The following is a 19,912-nucleotide window of genomic DNA, read 5'->3' on the forward strand; positions in this document are numbered from 1 at the left end:
CTCCTCTACTTCGGCAGCTTGTCGTCGATCCCCTTGACGTACCAGTTCATGCCCAGCAGCGTGCCGTCGTCGAGGTTCTTGCCCTTGGCGACGGCCAGGGAGCCGTCCTGCTTGTGGATGGGGCCGGCGAAGACGTGCATCTTGCCGGAGCGGATCTTCTCCTCGGTGGCCTTGGCCATGGCGGCGACGTCGGCGGGCATGTTGGTGTAGGGAGCCATGCCGACCATGCCGGTGTCCATGCCGCCCCAGGTGTCGGTGGACTTCCAGGTCCCTTCGAGCACGGCCTTGGTACGCCGGACGTAGTAGGGGTTCCAGTCGTCGATGATCGATGTGAGCTGGGTCTTGGGGCCGAACTTGATCATGTCGGACGCCTGGCCGAACGCCTTGATGCCCTTTTCGCCGGCGATCTGCATGGGGGCCGTGGAGTCGGTGTGCTGGGAAAGGATGTCCGCGCCCTGGCCGATGAGCACCTTGGCGGCGTCGGCCTCCTTGCCGGGATCGAACCAGGAGTTCACCCACACCGTCTTGACCTTGAAGTCGGGGTTGATGGACTGGGCGCCGAGCATGAAGGCGTTGATGCCGCGCACCACCTCCGGGATCGGGAACGACGCGATGTAACCGGCGACGCCGTTCTTTGAAAGCCTGGCGGCGATCTGCCCGATAACGTAGCGGCCCTCGTAGAAGCGCGACGAGTAGGTCGCGACGTTCTTGGCGCGCTTGAAACCGGTGGCGTGCTCGAACATGACCTTCGGGAAGCGCTTGGCCACCTTGATGGTGGGGTCCATGAACCCGAAGGAGGTGGTGAAGATCAGGCCGGCGCCCTCGCGGGCCAATCGAGTGATGGCGCGCTCGGTGTCCGGACCCTCGGCGACCTTCTCGATGTAGAGGGTCTTCACCTGCTTGCCCAGGGCCTTCTCGACCGCGAGGCGGCCCTGGTCGTGCTGGTAGCTCCAGCCGTGATGGCCGATGGGGCCGACGTAGATGAAGCCGACCTTCAAGGGGTCCGCCCCGAACGCGGATGCGGTAACGAGGGACAGGGCAAGAACGGCGGCCAGCACGATGAGCTTTCTCATTTCTCCTCCTCCGGATGGGTGAAAGGTACGGTTCAGTTGAGTCTAACGGTCGGGCACGAATGTTTGACCGATACAAGCAGGTGTATTCACTTTCGTCAAGATACGGTTGCCGGAAATGGCCAGCAGTGCGGCGATGGTCACCAGATACGGCAACGATGCCAGGAACTGAGGCGGGATGGCGACACCGACCCCCTGGGCGTAGAGGCCCATGATCCAAACGGCGCCGAACAGATAGGCGCCCACGGCCACGCGGGCCGGTGTCCAGGTGGCGAACACCACCAGGGCCAACGCGATCCACCCGCGTCCGGCGGTCATGTTCTCGATCCACTGCGGGGTGTAGACCAGCGACAGGTAGGCCCCGGCCAATCCGGCGCAGGCGCCGCCGAAGGCGATGCAGCGGTAGCGCACCCCGGCCACGTCAAAGCCCAACGCGTGGGCGGAATGGTGGTTGCTGCCGACGGCGCGGATCACCAGCCCCGGGCGCGTCCACTTGAACATCCAGGCCACCGCCGCGGTGATGGCCAGGGAGGCGTACACGAGCACGTCCTGGGCGAAGAGCACCGGACCGATGAGCGGCAGGTCGCTCAGCCCCGGGATGTGGACCGCTCCGAGCTTCACGCCCGGCAGTCCGGTGAAGGGCTGCCCGATGAGCCCCGAGAGGCCGATGCCGAAGAGCGTGAGGGCGAGGCCCGTGGCCATCTGGTTGGCCGCCAGCGTCTGGGTGAGAAAGGCGAAGAGCAGCGCCATGGCGACGCCGGTTCCGATGGCCGCGGCCACGCCGACCGCGGCCGAGCCGGTGGTGTACGCGGCCGCGAAGCCGGTGACCGCGCCCATGATCATCATGCCCTCGACGCCGAGGTTGAGCACCCCGGAACGTTCCGTCACCAACTCCCCCACCGCCGCCAGCAACAGCGGGGTCGACGCCGTGACGATGGTGAGCAGGATCGCTTCCAGGGCGTTCACCGCGTGGCCCCTTCGTTCGCCGTGCGCGACCCGGCGTCGCCAAGCCCCAGCGGCGCCGCCCCCTCCGCCGACGAGGATGCCTTCGGTCCCCGCTCCAGCCGCACGCGGCAACGGATCAGCGTGTCGCAGGCGAGGATGAGGAACAGCAGCGTACCCTGGAACACCTGGGCGGTCTTCTCCGAGATGGAGAGCTCCACCTGGGCGGCCTCGCCGCCGAGGTAGCAGATGGCCAGCACCAGCCCGCCGAACAGCGCTCCCAGCGGGTTGAGCCGTCCGAGGAACGCCACGATGATGGCGGTAAACCCGTAGCCCGGCGAGATGGTGGGCTGGAGCTGTCCGACGGGACCGGCCACCTCGCAGATGCCCGCCAGCCCGGCAAGGGCGCCCGAGATGCCGAAGCACAGCCACGTGGTCCCGGGCACGGAAAAGCCGCCGAAGGCGCTCGCGCGCGGGGCTTCTCCCCGCACCCGGATCTCGAAGCCCATGAGCGTGCGCGCCATGAACACGGCCAGCAGCGCCGTCGCGACGAGGGCGAAGACCGCGCCGAGATGCACCCGTCCGTCGCCGAAGGTGGCCAGCAGATGCCAGTCGTTGAAGCTGATGGACTTGGGAAAGTTGAATCCCTGCGGGTCGCGCCACGGTCCGCGCACGAGCCAGTCCAGGAGGTATTGCGCCACGTACACCAGCATCAGGCTGGTGAGGATCTCGTTGGCGCCGAAGCGGTTGCGCAGAAGCGCCGGCACCGCCGCCCACGCCATGCCGCCGAGCATGCCCAGGAGCAGCATGGCGGGGATGGCCAGGGCCGAGTCCCATTGAGGCGCCAGGATGGGGATGGTGGACCCGGCCAAGGCGCCGGCGATGAACTGGCCTTCGGCGCCGATGTTCCACAGGTCGGCACGGAAGCAGATGGCCAGGCCCGCGCCGATCAGCACCAGCGGCGTGGCCTTGACGATGAGTTCCTCGATGGACCACAGCGTGGTCAGGGGTCCGACGAAGTAGACGTAGATGGCGTGCAGCGGATCGATGCCGCGGGCGGCGAAGAGGATGCAGCCGAAGAGGACGGTGAGAGCCACGGCGAGGAGCGGAGAGGCGATCTGCATCGCCCGGCTGCGCTCCGGGCGCTTCTCCAGCACCAGTCTCACGTGCGTGCGTCCGGGTCCGGCGCGGGACTGGCCGCGTACGCCCCGGCCATGAGCATGCCGATGCGCTCCCGATCGATGCCGTCCGCCGGATAGGCTTCCGACAAGGTACCGCGAGAGATGACCGCGATGCGGTCGGCGATCTCGAAGATCTCGTCCAGATCCTGGCTGATGACCAGCACGGCCGCGCCCTCCCGCGCGCGGTCCACCAGCGCCTGCCGGATAAGCGTGGCAGCGCCCGCGTCGACACCCCAGGTGGGCTGGTTGATGACCAGTACCCGAGGCTTTCGGTCCAGCTCGCGTCCCACCACGAACTTCTGGAGGTTGCCGCCCGACAAGGCGTTGGCCTCCTGGTCCTGGCGGCTGAAGCGCACGTCGAAGCGCTTGGTGACTCGGGCCGCCAGGGCGCGGGCGCGTCCAGCGCTGATGAAGCCGGTGCGCACGAGGCCGTCGCCCGAGGCGTGGCGCGTCAGCAGCACGTTGTCCCCCAGGCCGAAACCGGGAACGGCGCTGTGCCCCAGCCGCTCCTCGGGTACGAACGCGGCGCCCAGGCGCCGCCGCCCGGTGATGTCGCGCACGCCGCACGCTTCACCGGCGATGGTGACCGTCTCGGGGCTAGGCGACGGCCGTTCGCCCGACAGCACCTCGAACAACTCGGACTGACCGTTTCCGGCCACCCCCGCCACCGCGGTGACCTCGCCGCTGCGCACCTCCAGGGACACGTCGCGCAAAGGCACTCCGAAAGGTCCGGCGGCCGGCAGGGACAGACGGGTGACGGTCAGCGCCGCGACCCCGGACGACTCGCGTGCCGCCGCGCTCACGGACTGCACGTCCGCCCCCACCATGAGCCGCGCCAGCGACGCCGCGGTCTCGGCGCCCGGGTCCACCTGGGCCACGACCCGGCCATGACGCAGGATGGTGGCGCCGTGACAGAGCTCGCGCACCTCTTCCAGGCGGTGCGAAATGTAGAGCACCGCGCAACCCTCGTCCGCGAGCCGCCGCAAGGTGACGAACAATTCCCGCGCCTCCTGGGGCGTGAGGACCGCGGTGGGTTCGTCCATGATCAGCAGCCGCGGCTCCTGCAAGAGGCAGCGCACCACCTCGATGCGCTGGCGCACTCCCACGGACAGGTCCGCCACCAGCGCCTTGGGGTCCAGCGGCAGGCCGTACTCCTCGGACACCCGGGCGACGCGCTCGGCCAGCGCTTCCCGGTCGAATGGTCTCGGCACCGCCAAGGCGATGTTTTCCACCACGGTGAGGGCGTCGAAGAGGGAGAAGTGCTGGAAGACCATGCCGATGCCCAGACGGCGCGCCGCCGCCGGGTTCGGCACCGTGACCGCCTCGCCGCGCCAGCGCAGCCGCCCCGCGGTGGGCTGCAGCGAGCCGTAGATGATCTTCACCAGGGTAGACTTGCCGGCCCCGTTCTCGCCCAGCAGCGCGTGGATCTCGCCCGGACGAAGCCGCAGCGAAATCCGGTCATTGGCGGCAAAGTCTCCGAAGCGCTTGACGATCTCCTCGGCTTCGAGAAGATGGCCGCCACGGGCGCCGTCGTGCGTGTCTTCCATGATCGCGGTTCCGTCTGGTCCTACAATATGAAGCGTTGGTGAAGACGGGCACGCACTATATATGGTGTTGTCCGGGGATGCAACCCCGAAATGCGCGCGTCACAGCCGCGGCATGAAGGGCGTGACACCGAGCTTGTGCTTGATGATCTCGTCCCGTGTCAATCCGTGGAGCTCGTGCGGGAACACCAGCCAGTGATCGGTCTTGTGCACGTAGTAGTCGGGTTCGCGCTCGGTGCGGTTGTTGCCGGGCTTGTAGTACACCGTGGCCACGCGGCTGTCCACGGGGGCGTTTCGGCGGGATTTGCGCTTGAGATGCGAGAGCACCGCCTCGATGCTGAGGCCGGTATCGAATACATCGTCGACGATGAGCAGACCCTGGTCCGCCTCGACGTTGTCGATGATGTACTGCATGCCGTGCACGCGGATGCGGGAATCCGTCCGTCCGATGCCCTTGTAGAAGGAGGTGCGGATGGCGATGTGATCGGTCTCGACGCCGAAGTAGTCGAGCAACTCCTGCACGGCGATGCCCACGGGCGTGCCGCCGCGCCAGATGCCGACGATGAAGCTCGGACGGAAGCCGCTCTCCAGGATCTGCATCCCGAGCCGGAAGGAATCCTCGAGCAGCGACTGGGCGCTGATATAGGCCTTCCGGGTGGTCGCGGGCTCGGTATGGGATACGGGCTCGACGGGATACTCGGCCATCGACGGTTCCTCTCCACAGATGTGCTTGAGTGCGCCGAAATCAGCGCGAGTTACAGAACGTTTACCCCCTTTTATCGGAAAACCGAAATGGTGCAAACAGGGACGGAGAGACCCCGCTTGATGCACCGATGACCTGCCGCTAAACTGTCCGTGTGTCCATGAACGGCAAGACAGCCGCCCCGCTCAGGCCTCCGCCCTCAACGGCCCGGTTCCACCAGATGCTCCATCTGGGCGCGGAAATGCACGTCCTGTTGCACGAGTTGCTCCGGACGCACGGGGATTTCATGCGCTGGCGTGGATTCCGGGATGTCTACCTGCTCAACCATCCGGACTTCATTCGCCCGGTCCTGACACGGGACTACCGGCATTTCTCCAAGCGCATCCTCGATTACCGCGTGCTGGCGCAGGTCATGGGCAACGGCCTCGTCACCAACGACGGCCCCCACTGGGCGCAGCAGCGCAACCTCATCCAGCCCATGTTCGGCAACCGCCGGGTCAACGGCTTCGACGCGAGCATCAACGCGCTGACGTCATCCTTGATGGATGAGTGGGAGACCCGGACCGGAGGAGAAACTCTCCGGATCGACCAGGAAATGAGCCGGTTGACGTTCCGGATCGTCGGCGCAACGCTGTTCGGCATCGACCTCGACCGTCACGGCCAGGAGATCGCGGAGATCCTCGAGGTGGCCAACTTGAACACCCTTGAGATCCGCGCCCTGATGACCCTGTGCTCGTGGGTCCCCACCCCCTACAACCTCAAGTGGCGACGCGCGATGAAGCGGCTCGACCAAATCGTGTACGGGTTGATACGGGCGCGCCGGCGCCGCGGCGCGGGCGACGACGACCTCCTCGACCGCATGATCCACGCGCTCGACGAGGGGACCGGCAAGGGAATGGACGAGAAGCAGTTGCGCGACGAGGTGGTGACGCTGATGCTGGCCGGCCATGAGACCTCGGCCAACGCCCTGGCCTGGACTCTGTATCTGCTGTCCACGCGTCCCGATGTAGAGGAGCGGCTGGTCGAAAGCCTGGCCGCGACCCTGAACGGCGCCCCCGCCACGGCCGACGACCTCCCGCGGATCCCGTATCTGAAACAGGTGGTGCAGGAATCCATGCGCCTGTATCCGCCGGTGTGGAGCTATTCACGGCGGGCGGAGCAACAGGAGGAGTTCAACGGCCGTCTGCTCCCCGCCGGCGCTTATGTTGCCGTGGTGCCCTACTCCCTCCACCGGCATCCGGAGTTCTGGCCCGACCCCGAACGCTTCGATCCCGAACGCTTCGACCGCAACGCCACCGAAGGCCACCACCCCTTCTCCTACCTGCCCTTCGCCGCCGGACCGCGCACCTGCATCGGGGCCGCCATGGCCATGCTCGAGACCCAACTGGTGCTGGCCCAGATCCTCCAGCGGTTCAACGTCCACATGGTCCCCGGCCACCCCATCGAAACCACCGCCAAGGTCACGCTGAGGCCGCGGTACGGCATGGTGGCGACCCTGAACCGGCGGACGTCGATGCATCTCAGGAAACCGTCCGCGCCAGGGTGAGTGCCCGCACTTCGCGCGCGCCCGCGTGCAACAGCACACGGGTGCACTCGTCGAGGGTGGCCCCGGAGGTGTAGATATCGTCCACGAGCAGGACGCGCGTCCGCGCGACGGCACGGCCCGGGGCGATGGCGAAGGCGCCTCTGACGTTCGGCCCGCGTTCCCGCAAACTCAACGTGCTTTGCGGGGCCGTCTCGGTCTTTCGCGTCAGGACGAAGGGATCGATGGTGACGCCCCAGCCACGCCCTACCTCCCGTCCCAGCAGGACGGACTGGTTGAAGCCGCGCCAGCGCAGCCGCCGTGGATGCAACGGCACCGGAATGATGAGATCGAAGCCGGAATCCCCCTCCCAGGGCTGGCACGCTCGCGCCATGAGCCGCCCCAAGGGCTTGCCGAGAGAAGCCTGCCGGCCGTACTTGAAACGGTGGATCACCTGTCGCAGCGGGTGCGTCGCGTCCGATTCCCGCGGATAGCACCCCCAGCTCCGAGCCATGGAAAAGGCCGGTGGCCGCAGCAGGCAACCGCCGCACAGATGATCGCCCCGCCAATCGTGCGGATAGGGTCGCCCGCAGCGCGGACAGAACGGCGGCCGGGCAAGTTGGATCCGGTCAAGACACGGGAAGCAGAAGGCGCCGGGTGTCGTCGCTGGGAGCCACGCCTCGCAACCGATGCAGGATGGTGGAAACACGATGTCCAGCACCGCCTCGAACACCGGACGGACCCATCTTCCCGGCCATCGGGAATCGCGCGAATCTGCCTTGTCCACATAGGATAGGATCGGCGTCCAGGCGGAGTTCTTTAGCGCCGTCAGGATAAACCATCTGTGTTGGCCAAGAGTTACATCCGAAAATGGAACGGAGGCGCGGCCCCGCGGGCGCTACAGGTAGTCCTCCAGCTTGACCTCGTCCATGAACGGATATTCCAGCAGCTCGTACTCCGCGGGGTCGACGTCGTCCGGGATGGTGGCGTCGATGCCCATCTTGGAGGTGGTGGGGAGGGCGCCCTTGGGAAGGCGGGAAGCCTTGAGGGTGGGGTCGAGGTGCTTGCCGCGGGCGCCGGAGACGATGATGACGTCCTCGTCGGGCTGGACCCGGAAGGCCATGGCGCGCTCCACCGCCATGGGGTCGGTGAGGTCCACGTCGCCGTCGGTGACCAGCACGAGCTTGATGGCGTGGAGCGACATCAGCGCCAGCAGCGCGTTCTTCCCTTCCCCAGGGCGCTTGTCGATGGCGGCGTAGAGGTGCCAGTAGCAGGCGCTCCCCGGGGTGGCGTAGACCGCGACGGTCCTGATGCTGGCTTCGCGCAGCGCGCGCCATCCCGCGGCCTCCAGCGGCGGCGCCTCCAGCCAGTCGTTCTCCCACGGCATCAGGATGGTCTGAAGGATCGGGTCTTTCCGGTGCGTGACCGCCTTGACCTTGAAGACAGGGTTCCAGCGGATCGAGCACTGGTGGCCGGTGAAGTCGCCGTAGCGCCCCTCGTCGATGGTCCAGCCGTCGGTGGAAATCTCCCCTTCCAGGACCATCTCCGCGTGGGCGGGCACCTCCAGGTCCACGGTCTTGCACTTCACCAGCGGCACCGGCCGGCCGTAGAGGGCGCCCGCCACGGCGAACTCGTCGTAGCCCGGCGGCGCCTTGTAGGCGGCCGCGATGATCTCGGGCGTGCCGGTGCCGAATGCGACGGCGATGGGCAAAGGCTCGCCGCGCCTGAGCGACGCCTCGTAGCTGAAGCGCATGTCCGACGGCGATACCAAGTCGATGCTGGTCTCCCGCGAGGTGCGGTACATGAGCCGGTAGCAGCCGGCGTTGCGCCGTCCGGCGGCGTCCTTGGACACGGAGATGCCGGCGGAAAGATACGGGCCGCCGTCCTTCCGGTGCTGAAAGGGAATGGGCAGCTCGGTGAGGTCCACCTCGTCGCCGATCTTCACCACCTCCTGGGCCGGACCGGCCTCCACCACCTTGGCCTCGACCGGGTTGTCCAGGGCCTCCATGAACTTGCGTCCCAGCTCCCGCTGGTCACAGCCGAGTCCCAGCGCCACCCGCCGGCGTGAGCCTACGAGCCCACCCACCACCGGCATGCCGTAGCCCTCGACGTTCTCCATGAGCAGCGCGGTGTCGGCCTGTGCCAGCAGCGTGTTGAGGTAACGGGCTTCCACCGGCTTCGTGATGCGCCGGAGCTCGCCCTCGGCCTCCAGCAACGCCAGCAGGCCGCGCATGTCGTGGTACGGTAATCTGTCCGCTTGGCTCATGGGATGTCTCAGTGCATGTAGGAGCCGCCGTCCACCAACAGCGTCTGCCCGGTAATGAAGTTCGCGGCGTCCGAGAGGAAGAACATCACCGCGCCGACAATGTCCTCGGGATACTGGCTGCGGGGGATGGCGCGGCTCTGGATCTGGGGCACGTCGTCCTCGTCCACCAGGCCGCCGCGCACCTCCAGCAGGCTCTCGCTGCGGGTCAGTCCGGGCGCCACGGCGTTGACGCAGATGCCGTCCTTTCCGGTACCTCGGGCCAGGGTGCGCGTGAGCGCCACCACCGCGCCCTTGGACACCGTGTAGTGGATGTACACGGGGATACCCTTGAAGGGCACGCCGGAGGCGATGTTCACGATCTTTCCGGAACCCTGCGCCTTCATGTAGGGGTAGACCGCGCGCGACGCCAGCCATACGCCCTTGACGTTCACATCCATCACCTGGTCCCACTCGGCCACGCTGATCTCGTCGAACGGAGCATAGCGGACGTCGGCGAAGATCGCCGCGTTGTTCACCAGTCCGTCGATGCGGCCGTAGCGGTCGTGGGCCGCCGCGGCCATGGCCTTGACGCTCTCTTCATTGGTGACGTCGGCCGTGACGAAGAAGGCGTCTCCGCCCTGCTCCCGTATCTCGGAAGCGCAAGGCTCCCCGTCCAGGATGTCCGACACCACCACCTTCGCCCCCGCCTTGGCCAACTCGGTGGAGTAAACACGGCCGATGCCCCGGGCCGCGCCGGTGACGATGATGACCTTGCCGTCAAAGTCCTGCGACATGTTCGGTCCTCTTGGCGATGTAGCGCCCGGTCTCGATCTCCCGGTCCAGACAGTCCGCTTCCCGCAATCGGCCCCAGGCCTGGAGCATCACGCGATAGGGTGTGTCCTTGAACTCCAGCAGGATGTCCTCGAAATGGAGCGGCCCGTCCTTCAGCCGCTCCAGTACCTTGTCCGCCAGCGTTTCGGGAGTCATGCCGCTTCCGTCACAGGTTCAGGAACCGCCGGCCGTTGACGCTCAGGATCTTCCACTTGAGCTCTTCCGACAGGTCTTCCCGCTCCAGCAGCTCCCCCTTGGCGCCCTCCCGGGCCTCGGCGTGGGGCATGTCGCCCTCGAACAGCAGCCGGTCCTCGCCGACGTACTCCGCCACCTGGGGCAGGAAGAGTTCATCCGCCTCCGGTGTGAAGTAGACGTCGCTCTGCTTGAGGGTTTCGGAAACCGGTTGCTTGACCGGCAACGGCAGGCCCAGGGCGCTGTCGGCGTGATGGTAGTGATCGATGCGTTGCACCAGGTAGGGGAGCCACTGCACCCCGATCTCCATGAAGGCGACCCTGAGGCGGGGGTGCCTCTCCAGGATGCCGCCGCCCAGGAAGCTGTAGAATCCCATCATGACCGGGAGGGTAAAGCCGATGGCGCGGGAGCCGGAGACATCGTCCATGCTGCGGGTGATACCGGGATGGCTCCAGCCTGCGTGGATGGCCAGGGGCACGCCCAACCGCTCCACCTCGGCGAAGAACTCGTCGTAGTAAAGGTCGTGCAGCATGGTCTCGCCCACGGTGCCGTAGATGCCGGCCACCGAGGCGCCCAGCTTGAGGCTGCGATTGAGCTCATCCAAGGCCAGCCGCGGGTCCCGCATGGGCAGGATGGCGCCCCATTTCATACGGTCCGGGCGTTCCGCGCAGGCCGACGCCATCCAGGTGTTGTAGCTGCGCATGAGCGCGGCCTCGAACATGAGGTCGTCGGTCACCGGCTGGAGAAACACCGTGGAGAACACCACCTGGACGTCGATGCCCACCGCGTCCATGTCCTTCAGGCGGGCGGGGATGTCGGTCATGGTCTGGGAGCCGATGGTGAACTCCTTCTGGGTGGCGAAGCGCATCTCGATGGGAGTGCCGTACACGAGGTTTCCCCGCCCCATGGGTTTGGGGTAAACGGTGCCGTCGATGTACCAGAAGGCGTTGATGCCCCCCAGTTGCGGCAGGTCTTCGGCCACCACGGGGAAGGGCTTCCGATCCGCGTACTTCGAGTCGAGGTGATCCCAGGCCTCCTTGGGCTCCTCGACGTGCGAGTCCATGTCGATGACCGGCATTGCATCCGTGCTCACGGTAACCTCCTCGTTGTTTGACGCGGGCCGGCGGTCAGGCCCGCCCTGCGCCGCGCCCGATACCACCGGCTATGCCGGCCGTGTGCACTCCCGCTCCAGCGTTCGGAGCTCGCTCCTGCTCAGCGGGAATCCGAACTGTTCGTTGCGCATGCGCAGACGCTGGGATGATACGTCGGCGAGGATGCGCCGCGCGCGGTCGTGGTCCTTGCGGGTCTTGACCAGCGTCTCCAGCTCGTTGGCGTCGCTGTGCTTGGTCTCGTCCCGGTGGATGCGGCCGAAGATGGACGCGATCCGCCGGTTGGGGCGGCTCCCCTTCAGGTGGCGGCACACCTCGTACAACGCGCCGCCGCCCCCTTCGGTCAGGGTGATGGCCGCGCGCTCGAGGGCCTCGTCGCGCCGTTGTATCTCGCTGGTGGTGATGCGCTCCGAGCCGTGCAGCAGCCCGGCATAGCTGCGCGAGTAGCGCGCCCGCACCTCGGCGAGCTTGCGGTCTTCCGGCAGCCACGTCAGGTCCTTCTGCGTGAGCCGCTCCCCGGTCAACTCCTCCAGGAAATCCATGATCAGGCGCGCGTGGCTCATCTCGTCGCCGAGCTTGTGGCACAGCTCCTCGTAGTCGTGGCGGTCCACCTGCCGGTCGAGCTGCGGGTAGAGCTTGTCGAGGGCGTGCACCAGGGGCTGAATGGCCGAGTATTCCTTGAAGGCCTGGGCCTTGAGCCACGGGATGTGGTCCGCGGGTGTGTGCGGCGTGCCGAAGTAGGCGCCGACGACTTCCCGCTCGGCCTTGCCGTAGCCCTCGGCCAGCCGTTCCAATGCCTTGCCGTAATCCATCTTGCGTCCGTCCAGGGGAACTCCGTTCCGTCGCGTCCCAGAGTGTCTGGCTCGATTCGCGCCTATTCCGGCTGGGGAACGACGCTGCCGCAGTCACTGCAGGTCCGGAGCTTCTCGTCGCCGTAAAAATCCCGGTGAACCTGTCCCACGGGATCGTCGCCGTAGTTCCCCACGGTGACGTCCACCTCGTACACCTTCTTACCGCAGTTCTCGCAAAACCACATGAACCGGTCCTGCTCCCCCGGTTGGCGCACCCGCTCGAACACCAGGAACCAGGTCCCCGCATCGACGCGCGGGGAGTGCGGTACCCCGCCCGGGCACAAGGTCATCTGCCCGGGCCCCATGGTCACGACCTTTTCCTCGCCCTCGCCGGTGAGGCAATGGAGGCGCTGCTCCCCCTTCAGCACCAGCGTCACCTCGTCGCTCGGGTCCACGTGGAAGTCGATGCGCCGCTTGCGCCCGCTGCTGAGGAACGCGATGGACTCCGAGTCCTGCCACACCACCGTGCGGCCGTTGCCCTCGGCCTCGGTCTTCTCCATCAGCGCCGTGAGATCGATGGTCTCCATTGGCTTCATGACTTCTTCTCCTCGATCAGACCGTGTCAAACCAACGACGCACCTACGTACCAGAACGTCATTCCCGCGGAAGCGGGAATCTACTCACTTGCTCCCCGGGGGGCGAACAGATCGAGCTGTCCCGGCGCCGCGGCCGCGCGCCGCCGGCGCCTCGAGACCGCGGTTCCTGCTGTCTTGAAGAACATCAACAGTACCTTGTTCAAACGGACATAGTCGCCCCGGTAGGTCTTGCCGCTCGCCGGATGCGTGTAGGTGACCGGCCCGTCGTTTCGTTGCGCCAACTGTCGCACGAACGGCAGGTCGCCATCAAGGATGTGGCCGGATTCGAACGGAAGATCGAAGCCGAAAGTGCGCGGCGCGGCGGAGAGTTCCAGGCTGCCGTCGTCCTGCTGCCGCCAGACCAGCAAGGCGCCCGTGACCTTTCCCACGTTGAGCACGCGCCAGCCGGTGGCCTCGAGCGAGCACTGGAACCGCGTCGCCAAGCGCCGGAAGCCGGCCACGTCCAGGTCCGGCGTGACCGCCGCGTTGACGAAACGGCCGGGCATCAGCAACTCCGCCGCCACCCGGTTGCACAACTCCTCGGTGGGGCCGTCGCCGCAACTCATGGACCCGTTCTCGTGGGCGGCGACGAGTAGGTGGCCGATTTCGTGGGCCAGGGTGAAGCGCCGGCGCGTGTGCGGCGCGTTGCGGCTGAGGATGACCTCGTAGTCGCCGTCCCCGAGTTCCACGAGCTGGCCGTCGAGCCGTATGTCCAATTCCCGTATGCGTCCGATGCCCACATGCCGCGCCAGCCGCACCAGATCCACCGGCGCGCGCTCTATGGCACAGTCATCGAGGAGCCGGCCGGCCGCCTCCAGGACACGGTGCGCCCGGCCTGTGGTCTCCTCGCTCATGTCGGTGGATGCTGGCGGGAAGGCGCGCCGGAGCGGTCAGTAGCGTTCCCAGTCCCGCCCGGTCAGAGGGATGCGGGCAGCCTTGAGCTTCTTGGGCGCGTCGCCGAAAAGGTCCGGGTCGGAGCGGATGACCTCCAGGTCCTTGCGCAGGTTCACGACTTTGGCGCGCACGTCGCCGGCGACAAGCTTCTTGCGCTTCTTGAGGGACGCCAGCCCGCTGAAGCTGCGTTTCAATTCGGCGGCGCCCACCTCCAGACCGGACTCGCCCACCGCCGTCTGGAACTCCTCGAAGGTGACCTCGGCCTCGACCGCCGGCGTCTTGGGCGTGCGCGCGGCCTGACGCGCCGGCCGGGGCTTGGCCTTGGCCGCGCCTTCGTGCTGGCCGAGGCTTGCCTTGAGGGCTTCCATCAGGTCCACGACCTGGCTCTGACGCACCTGCGGCTCCAGCGCCGTGACCTCCTTCCCCTCCACCTTCTGCTCCACCAGGCGCAGCACCCGTTCCTTGTACGCGTCGTGGTAGTTCTCCGGGTGGAACTCCTTGCGTACCAGCTCGTTGATGAGGCGCACCGCCAAGTCCAGCTCGCCGTCCTTGATCTGGACCGTCTGGCCGCGCTCGATCTCGTCGAAGTCGCGCACCTCGTCCGCGTAGTACATGGTGTGCAGCATGAGTCCGCCGCGCACCGCGCGGACCAGCACCAGCCCTTCCTTGCCACGCATCACGTACTTGGCGAGCGCCACGTGGTTGGACTCGGTCATGGCGTCGGCCAGCAGGCGGTAGGCCTTGTCGCCGCCCTTGTCGGGCCCCAGGTAGTAGGTCTTCTCGAAGTAGACCGGATCGACCTTTTCCAGCGGCACGAACTCTTCCAGCTCGATCACCTTGGACGTCTCTTCCTCCAGGGCCTTGAGCTCGTCGTTCTCGAAGCGGACGTATTCGTTCTTGGCGAACTCGTAGCCGCGCACCAGGTCCGAACGCTGCACCACCTCCTCGCACACGGGGCAGAACTGCTGCTGCTTCATGCGCGAGCCGCACTTGTTGTGCAGGAAGTTGAAAGCGACGCCGCCGGACGATGCCGCGGTGTAAAGCTTGATGGGGATGGATACCAGGCCGAAGGAAATGGTCCCGGAACTGATGGCGCGTGCTGCCATGATAGGGCCTCCGTGATCCGCACACGTTTGGATGGGTTGGAGTTTACCACGCAATACCCTTAGAATTCCATACGTTATGCACAGTCCGGAGAATGGCCATGGCCGCGCCGCTGGATGAATACCGGCGCAAGCGCGATCCCGAGCGCACCCCGGAAGCCTTCGGCGCCCACGGTTCGTGGCGCGGCGGCCTGTTCGTGGTGCAGCAGCACGCCGCCCGGGCGATGCACTACGACCTGCGCCTGGAGATGGGCGGCGTGCTCAAGAGCTGGGCCGTTCCCAAGGGCCCGTCGGTGCGCTCCCACGAGAAGCGCCTCGCGGTGCACGTGGAAGACCACCCCGTCGAATACGCCGACTTCGAGGGCGTCATCCCCAGAGACAACTACGGCGCCGGCGCCGTCATCCTGTGGGACCAGGGCTCCTACCGGCTGCTCCACGCATCGGACCCGCTCCAACAACTCGAAAAGGGCACGTTGGAAATCGAGCTCCAGGGCTACAAGCTGCGCGGCGTGTGGATGCTCGTGCGCATGGGACGGGGCGACAAGGAGTGGCTGCTGTTCAGCAAGGACGGGGCCGAGGCGGGCGCGGAGCCGGTGGAGGCGTTGCCCGCCTCCATCCTGTCCGGCCTTACCGTGGCGGAGCGGCGGGACCCGCGTTCGCGCCTGGCCCGTCTCGATCGGGCGCTGAAGCGCATGCCGGCCCCGGCGGCGGGGAGTGGGCGCAAGCCGAGACCGATGCTGGCCTCCCTCGGCACGGCGCCTTTCTCGGATCCCGGATGGCTCTTCGAGATCAAGTATGACGGCGTCCGCGTTCTCGCCCGGCGCCGTGACGGCGCGGTGACCCTATTGGGGCGCAAGGGCGACGACGTGACGCTGCGCTATCCGGAGATCGTCCACGCACTGAACAAGGCCGCCCCCACCGACTTCCTGATCGACGGCGAGATCGTCGCCATGGACGAGGACGGCCGGCCGAGCTTCCAGCGCCTGCAGCGGCGCATGCACCTGAACAACCGCTTCGACATCGAGCAGGCGGCGCGGACGGTGCCCGTGCGCGGCTTCTTCTTCGACTGCCTGGAGGCCGAAAAGAGGGACCTGCGTGCCGTGCCCCTGGCGCAAAGGAAGCAGTGCCTTTCCATGTTCGTGCCGGAGCGCGGCCTGGTCCAGTACACGGAGCATATCCCGGAGCGCGGAGAGGAGTTCTATCACGCCGCCGCGGCGAACCACCTGGAAGGCATCATCGCCAAGCGCGCGGACAGCCGCTACAGCGCCGGGCGCTCGCGCGATTGGCTGAAGTTCAAGTGCCGCAAGCGCCAGGAGTTCGTCATCGGCGGCTACACCCAGCCCGGGGGTACGCGCCCGCTTTTCGGCGCGCTGCACCTGGGGCTCTACCGCGACGGTGCGCTGGAGTACGTCTCCAAGGTGGGCACGGGCTTCGACCGGAAGACCCTGGGCGCCGTGCACCGATGGCTCCAGGAACTGGAACGCGAGGACTCCCCTTTCCCCGCGGGATCGCCCGCGGGCAGAGCGCACCGGTGGGTGGAGCCCCGGCTGGTCTGCGAGGTGGAATACACCGAGTGGACGAAAGACGGCGGCCTGCGCCACCCGTCCTTTCTGGGCCTGCGCGACGACAAGGCGCCGGAGGATTGTCTCCGTGAAGATCCGCCGGAAGTCTCCACCGGCGGCGCGGCGGAAACAAGCGCCGCGCCGCGGCATCCCGCGCCCGCGCAGCTCGCCCTCACCAACCCGGACAAGGTGTTCTGGCCCGAGGACGGCTACACCAAGAGCGACCTCATCGACTATTACACGGCCATCGCGCCGTTCTTGCTGCCCTACCTCCGGGACCGCCCGCTGGTGTTGACGCGTTTTCCCGACGGCATCCACGGCAAGTCGTTCTTCCAGAAGGACGCACCGGATTTCGTTCCCGACTGGGTCGCCACCCGGCGCATCTACTCCAAGGACGCGGAGCGCGACATCGACTACTTCATCGTCAACGACACGGACAGCCTGCGCTACGTGGCCAACCTCGGCACCATCCCGCTGCACATCTGGGGCAGCCGGCTCGATTCCCTGGAACACCCCGACTGGCTGGTGCTGGACCTGGACCCCAAGGGAGCCCCGTTCACACACGTCGTGCGCGTGGCGCGGGAGCTCAAACGTATCCTGGACGGGCTGGAGATCGCCTCGTACGTCAAGACCTCCGGCGCCACCGGGCTCCACATCCTGGTGCCCATGGGACGGCGCTACCTCTACGAACAGTGCCGCACCTTCGCGCGCCTGCTGGCCATGGCGGGCACGCAGGCGCTCCCCGACATCGCCACCGTACAAAGGCCGCTCCACGCCCGCGATGGCAAGGTCTACATCGACTTCGGCCAGAACGGCTACGGCCGCACCATCGCCGCGCCCTTCTCGGTGCGGCCACTGCCGGGCGCGCCGGTCTCCTGCCCGCTGCGCTGGTCCGAGGTGACCGCGAAGCTCGACCCCGGACGCTTCACGATCAAAACGGCACTCCGACGCTTCGCAAAAAAGGCGGATCCGCTGTTGCCGGTGGTGGACGCGCCCGGCATCGACATGGTCGACGCGCTCGGGCGCATGGACACCCTGTTCAGGAAGAAGGTGTAAGGAAGCGGAACGGCCTACGGATAGTAGGCGTCCTGTCCGGGCATGTAGTTCCGCTGGGTCTGCCCCGCGTTCCGGTTCACCATGATGCGGCCGACCATGGGGTGGTAGAGACTCCGCACCTCGTGCTCCAGCTCGAAGGCCTTCTCGCCCGTGGTCGGGTCCACGATGTCCTTGAAGCGGTACTGGTGCGCGTTGCTCTCTTCCATGATCAGGTCCCGGCGCAGCAGGAACTCATGGGCGCGAGAGTGGTTCGCGATGTAGATGGCGATGTGGTGGCCGTCGAACTTGGGAATCCGCCCGTCGGTTTCGGTGAAGATCAGACTCTGGTTGCGGCCTACCTTCACCCGCGCGCTGCCGTTCTTGTAAACCACCGGGGCCTGCAGCACGGTCTTGTAGAACTTGCCGATGGCGCGGGCGGTGCCCGGAGGGGTGAGGAACTCCACGTAAGGCATGCCGATGGTCATGTCGCCGAACTCCGGTCCGGGGACGTGGCAACGAAAGCGATTGCCCCAAGGGCCGGTCACCGCCACGTGGTCGGCGGCCTCGCGCCACTTGAAGCGGGTCCCCTTGAGCTCCGGCTGCACCGTGGCCAAGCGGCGCTTCAGCGCTTCCAGGTCGGAGAGAACCAGTCCGATGTGGCCGGGAATCTTCTGAGTGCCGCGGGTCGGCAGGTGGAACTGCTGGCCGCCGACGTTGACCCACATGTTGTTCAGGCCGACGTTCATGTAGGGGTCGCGGGTCAAGCCGAGGCCCAGGACATAGAACGTCACGGCCGTGGACTGGTCGGGTATGGTAATGTTCACGTGTTCGAGCCCGACGATGTTGCCGAGGTCGTCAGCCTTGCGATCATAACCGTTGCTGTTCATCTTTGCCTCCGTGATAATGGCTTCGAACAAATAAAACACTTGACTTCGACGGCTGCAATGCCCCAAGGGCCATGCTAGTGTCCTGCGTCACAAATAGCTTGATGAATCCGCGGGTCCTTTTCGCCGTCGGCTGCGTTACTCTTCCTCGCGTGGTGCCCGCCACTGCTCGTCATCGCGCCTTGCCGACGACAAAAATGCCCTCGCGGTTTCATCAAGCTATTTGTGACGCAGGACACTAGTGAGCCACGCGGGCCGACCCACGAACCTCGACCTCCCCACCGAAGCTACAGCGTCAACGCGAAATCGTCCACCACCGCTCCGGGCAGACTCAGGCTCCGGGTGGAGCGGCCACCGTAGGAGTTGGCATCGGGCAGGAGTTCCACCTCGCGCGTCAGGCCCACGAGGTTGTCGCCCAGCATCCGGTAAAGCGTTTCGTCGAAGCGCATGACGTTGACCGGGGCCCGCAGTTCCCCGTTCTCCACCCAGAACGCGGCGAAGCGGGTCATGCCGGTCATGCGGCAGGCGTCCCGGTCGGAGTAGTTCAGGTACCACAGGTTGTTGATGAAAATGCCGGTGCCGAGCGTGGCGAGCACGTCCTGCCGCGGGATCGTGCCGCCGGCCACGGCCAGGGACTCGGGCGATTCCCGCCGGCTCGCTCCGTTGGCCGGAACGCCGTACTCTTTCGCCGCCCGCGCCGACACCAGCGCATCGCCCAGCCGCCCCCCCTCGATGAGGGTCACCTGGTCCGGCTTGAGGAAACCGGCGTCGTCGAACCCCGCGCTCAGTCCTCCGCGGGTGTCCTCCACCATGCGCACCGAAGGGTCGAGAGCGGCGGCGTCCGTGACCATGCGCAGCAGCGGCGTCCGGCGCGTGCGCCGGGCGCTCAGCCCGAACCCGCCCCAGCGCAGCAGGCCGACGACCTCCTCCAGGGCCTGGGGCGCCAGGTATACGCGGTAGCGTCCGGGCTTCAGGGTTCGCGGAGGCCGGCGCAAGGCTTCCAACTCCGCCTTGGCCCGCGCCATCTTTTCCTCGAACTCCGCGGGATTCCACACGAACCCGGCGTAGGCGCACTTGACCGCCTTGTCGCCGTCCAGATGGAAGCTCCAGTCGAAGTGGTGGCTGTAGGTGGAGAACCAGTTGCGCTGGCCCAGGGAGTTGGCGAAGCCCCGGTGGATCCCGCCGGCCATGTAGATGCCCACGAGGTCCCGCTCCTCCCCCGCCTTCACGATGGCGTCCACCACCTGCCCTTCGTTCTCGGGCAAGCGGTTGGGCCGTACGCTTTCCGTGGAATGGACCTCCGTCGCGTAATGCAGATAGGGGTCTTCCGGAACGACCGACAGCCGCTCGCGGGCGTCGTCGAGCGCCGTGCGTATGCGCTCCCGGTCGAGCGCGGCGTCACCGGACGCCGTGAGGTGCGTGCTGACTCTCCGTCCGTCGCCGATCAGATGAAGCGCCAGTTGGCGTTGTTCCACCGCGCCGGCCTGGCGCACGGCGCTTCGGTTGAAGCGCACGAAGCTCGACTCCTCTCCGGAGAAGCCCAGCAGCAGCACCTCCGGCGCCTTCAGCAGCGCTTCGCCAAAATCCGCCAGTTCGTAGAAATAGTCCTGCATCGCGCATCCGGGCGCCCCGTCACGGGAGCGCGCTTCAAAACCCCACGGACAGCCGC

Annotated in this window: 18 protein-coding genes; 2 read left to right on the plus strand and 16 right to left on the minus strand. The window is 66.8% G+C overall.

Annotation, left to right across the window (positions count from 1 at the left end):
• Window positions 1-5: 5 nt before the first annotated feature.
• From OXF11_18750 to OXF11_18770, 5 genes are all read right to left on the minus strand, one after another.
• A complete protein-coding gene (locus tag OXF11_18750; protein ID MCY4489135.1) occupies window positions 6-1,073 on the minus strand; it encodes a BMP family ABC transporter substrate-binding protein in 1,068 nt (355 codons plus the stop codon).
• A gap of 42 nt (window positions 1,074-1,115) precedes the next feature.
• Entirely contained in the window at window positions 1,116-2,036 is a 921-nt protein-coding gene (locus OXF11_18755; protein ID MCY4489136.1) for an ABC transporter permease, read from the minus strand.
• The gene (locus OXF11_18760; protein MCY4489137.1) at window positions 2,033-3,178 is read right to left on the minus strand and encodes an ABC transporter permease; all 1,146 of its coding nucleotides are present in this window, start codon (window positions 3,176-3,178) and stop codon (window positions 2,033-2,035) included. The genes OXF11_18755 and OXF11_18760 overlap by 4 nt, the downstream gene beginning before the upstream one ends.
• A complete protein-coding gene (locus OXF11_18765; GenBank protein MCY4489138.1) occupies window positions 3,175-4,740 on the minus strand; it encodes an ABC transporter ATP-binding protein in 1,566 nt (521 codons plus the stop codon). The genes OXF11_18760 and OXF11_18765 overlap by 4 nt, the downstream gene beginning before the upstream one ends.
• Before the next feature lie 99 nt (window positions 4,741-4,839).
• Window positions 4,840-5,442, minus strand: coding sequence for a phosphoribosyltransferase family protein (locus OXF11_18770; GenBank protein MCY4489139.1), 603 nt, complete (start codon window positions 5,440-5,442; stop codon window positions 4,840-4,842).
• A gap of 158 nt (window positions 5,443-5,600) precedes the next feature.
• Between OXF11_18770 and OXF11_18775 the strand changes: the two genes are divergently transcribed.
• Complete coding sequence (locus tag OXF11_18775; protein MCY4489140.1) at window positions 5,601-6,986, plus strand: cytochrome P450; 1,386 nt, start codon at window positions 5,601-5,603, stop codon at window positions 6,984-6,986.
• On the opposite strand, the gene OXF11_18780 is transcribed toward OXF11_18775, so the two are convergent.
• The 9 genes from OXF11_18780 to OXF11_18820 all read right to left on the minus strand — a co-directional run bounded on the left by OXF11_18780 (window position 6,961) and on the right by OXF11_18820 (window position 14,765).
• Complete coding sequence (locus tag OXF11_18780; GenBank protein ID MCY4489141.1) at window positions 6,961-7,476, minus strand: ComF family protein; 516 nt, start codon at window positions 7,474-7,476, stop codon at window positions 6,961-6,963. The two genes, OXF11_18775 and OXF11_18780, sit on opposite strands and share 26 nt — an antisense overlap.
• A 384-nt stretch (window positions 7,477-7,860) precedes the next feature.
• Window positions 7,861-9,228 (minus strand): UbiD family decarboxylase, encoded by a 1,368-nt coding sequence (locus tag OXF11_18785; protein MCY4489142.1) that lies wholly within the window; start codon window positions 9,226-9,228, stop codon window positions 7,861-7,863.
• 8 nt (window positions 9,229-9,236) lie between these two features.
• On the minus strand, window positions 9,237-10,001 hold the full coding sequence (locus OXF11_18790) for an SDR family oxidoreductase (GenBank protein MCY4489143.1): 765 nt from the start codon (window positions 9,999-10,001) through the stop codon (window positions 9,237-9,239).
• Entirely contained in the window at window positions 9,985-10,194 is a 210-nt protein-coding gene (locus OXF11_18795) for a hypothetical protein (protein MCY4489144.1), read from the minus strand. The genes OXF11_18790 and OXF11_18795 overlap by 17 nt, the downstream gene beginning before the upstream one ends.
• 10 nt (window positions 10,195-10,204) lie before the next feature.
• Window positions 10,205-11,323, minus strand: coding sequence for an amidohydrolase family protein (locus OXF11_18800; GenBank protein ID MCY4489145.1), 1,119 nt, complete (start codon window positions 11,321-11,323; stop codon window positions 10,205-10,207).
• Between the two features lie 69 nt (window positions 11,324-11,392).
• Complete coding sequence (locus OXF11_18805) at window positions 11,393-12,151, minus strand: hypothetical protein (protein ID MCY4489146.1); 759 nt, start codon at window positions 12,149-12,151, stop codon at window positions 11,393-11,395.
• 62 nt (window positions 12,152-12,213) lie between these two features.
• Entirely contained in the window at window positions 12,214-12,726 is a 513-nt protein-coding gene (locus OXF11_18810; protein ID MCY4489147.1) for a 3-hydroxybutyryl-CoA dehydratase, read from the minus strand.
• An 80-nt stretch (window positions 12,727-12,806) separates the two neighbouring features.
• Entirely contained in the window at window positions 12,807-13,619 is an 813-nt protein-coding gene (locus OXF11_18815) for an ImmA/IrrE family metallo-endopeptidase (protein MCY4489148.1), read from the minus strand.
• Window positions 13,620-13,655: 36 nt separating this feature from the next.
• Window positions 13,656-14,765 (minus strand): Ku protein, encoded by a 1,110-nt coding sequence (locus tag OXF11_18820; GenBank protein ID MCY4489149.1) that lies wholly within the window; start codon window positions 14,763-14,765, stop codon window positions 13,656-13,658.
• Window positions 14,766-14,863: 98 nt separating this feature from the next.
• Here OXF11_18820 and ligD point away from each other — a divergent pair, with 98 nt between their 5' ends.
• The gene (ligD, locus tag OXF11_18825; protein MCY4489150.1) at window positions 14,864-17,380 is read left to right on the plus strand and encodes a DNA ligase D; all 2,517 of its coding nucleotides are present in this window, start codon (window positions 14,864-14,866) and stop codon (window positions 17,378-17,380) included.
• A gap of 14 nt (window positions 17,381-17,394) precedes the next feature.
• On the opposite strand, the gene OXF11_18830 is transcribed toward ligD, so the two are convergent.
• Both OXF11_18830 and OXF11_18835 read right to left on the minus strand, forming a co-directional pair.
• Complete coding sequence (locus OXF11_18830; GenBank protein ID MCY4489151.1) at window positions 17,395-18,246, minus strand: hypothetical protein; 852 nt, start codon at window positions 18,244-18,246, stop codon at window positions 17,395-17,397.
• Between the two features lie 284 nt (window positions 18,247-18,530).
• Entirely contained in the window at window positions 18,531-19,856 is a 1,326-nt protein-coding gene (locus OXF11_18835; protein MCY4489152.1) for a metallopeptidase TldD-related protein, read from the minus strand.
• Between the last annotated feature and the right edge of the window lie 56 nt (window positions 19,857-19,912).

It is taken from the genome of Deltaproteobacteria bacterium, assembly GCA_026712905.1.
Taxonomy (GTDB): domain Bacteria; phylum Desulfobacterota; class Binatia; order UBA9968; family JAJDTQ01; genus JAJDTQ01.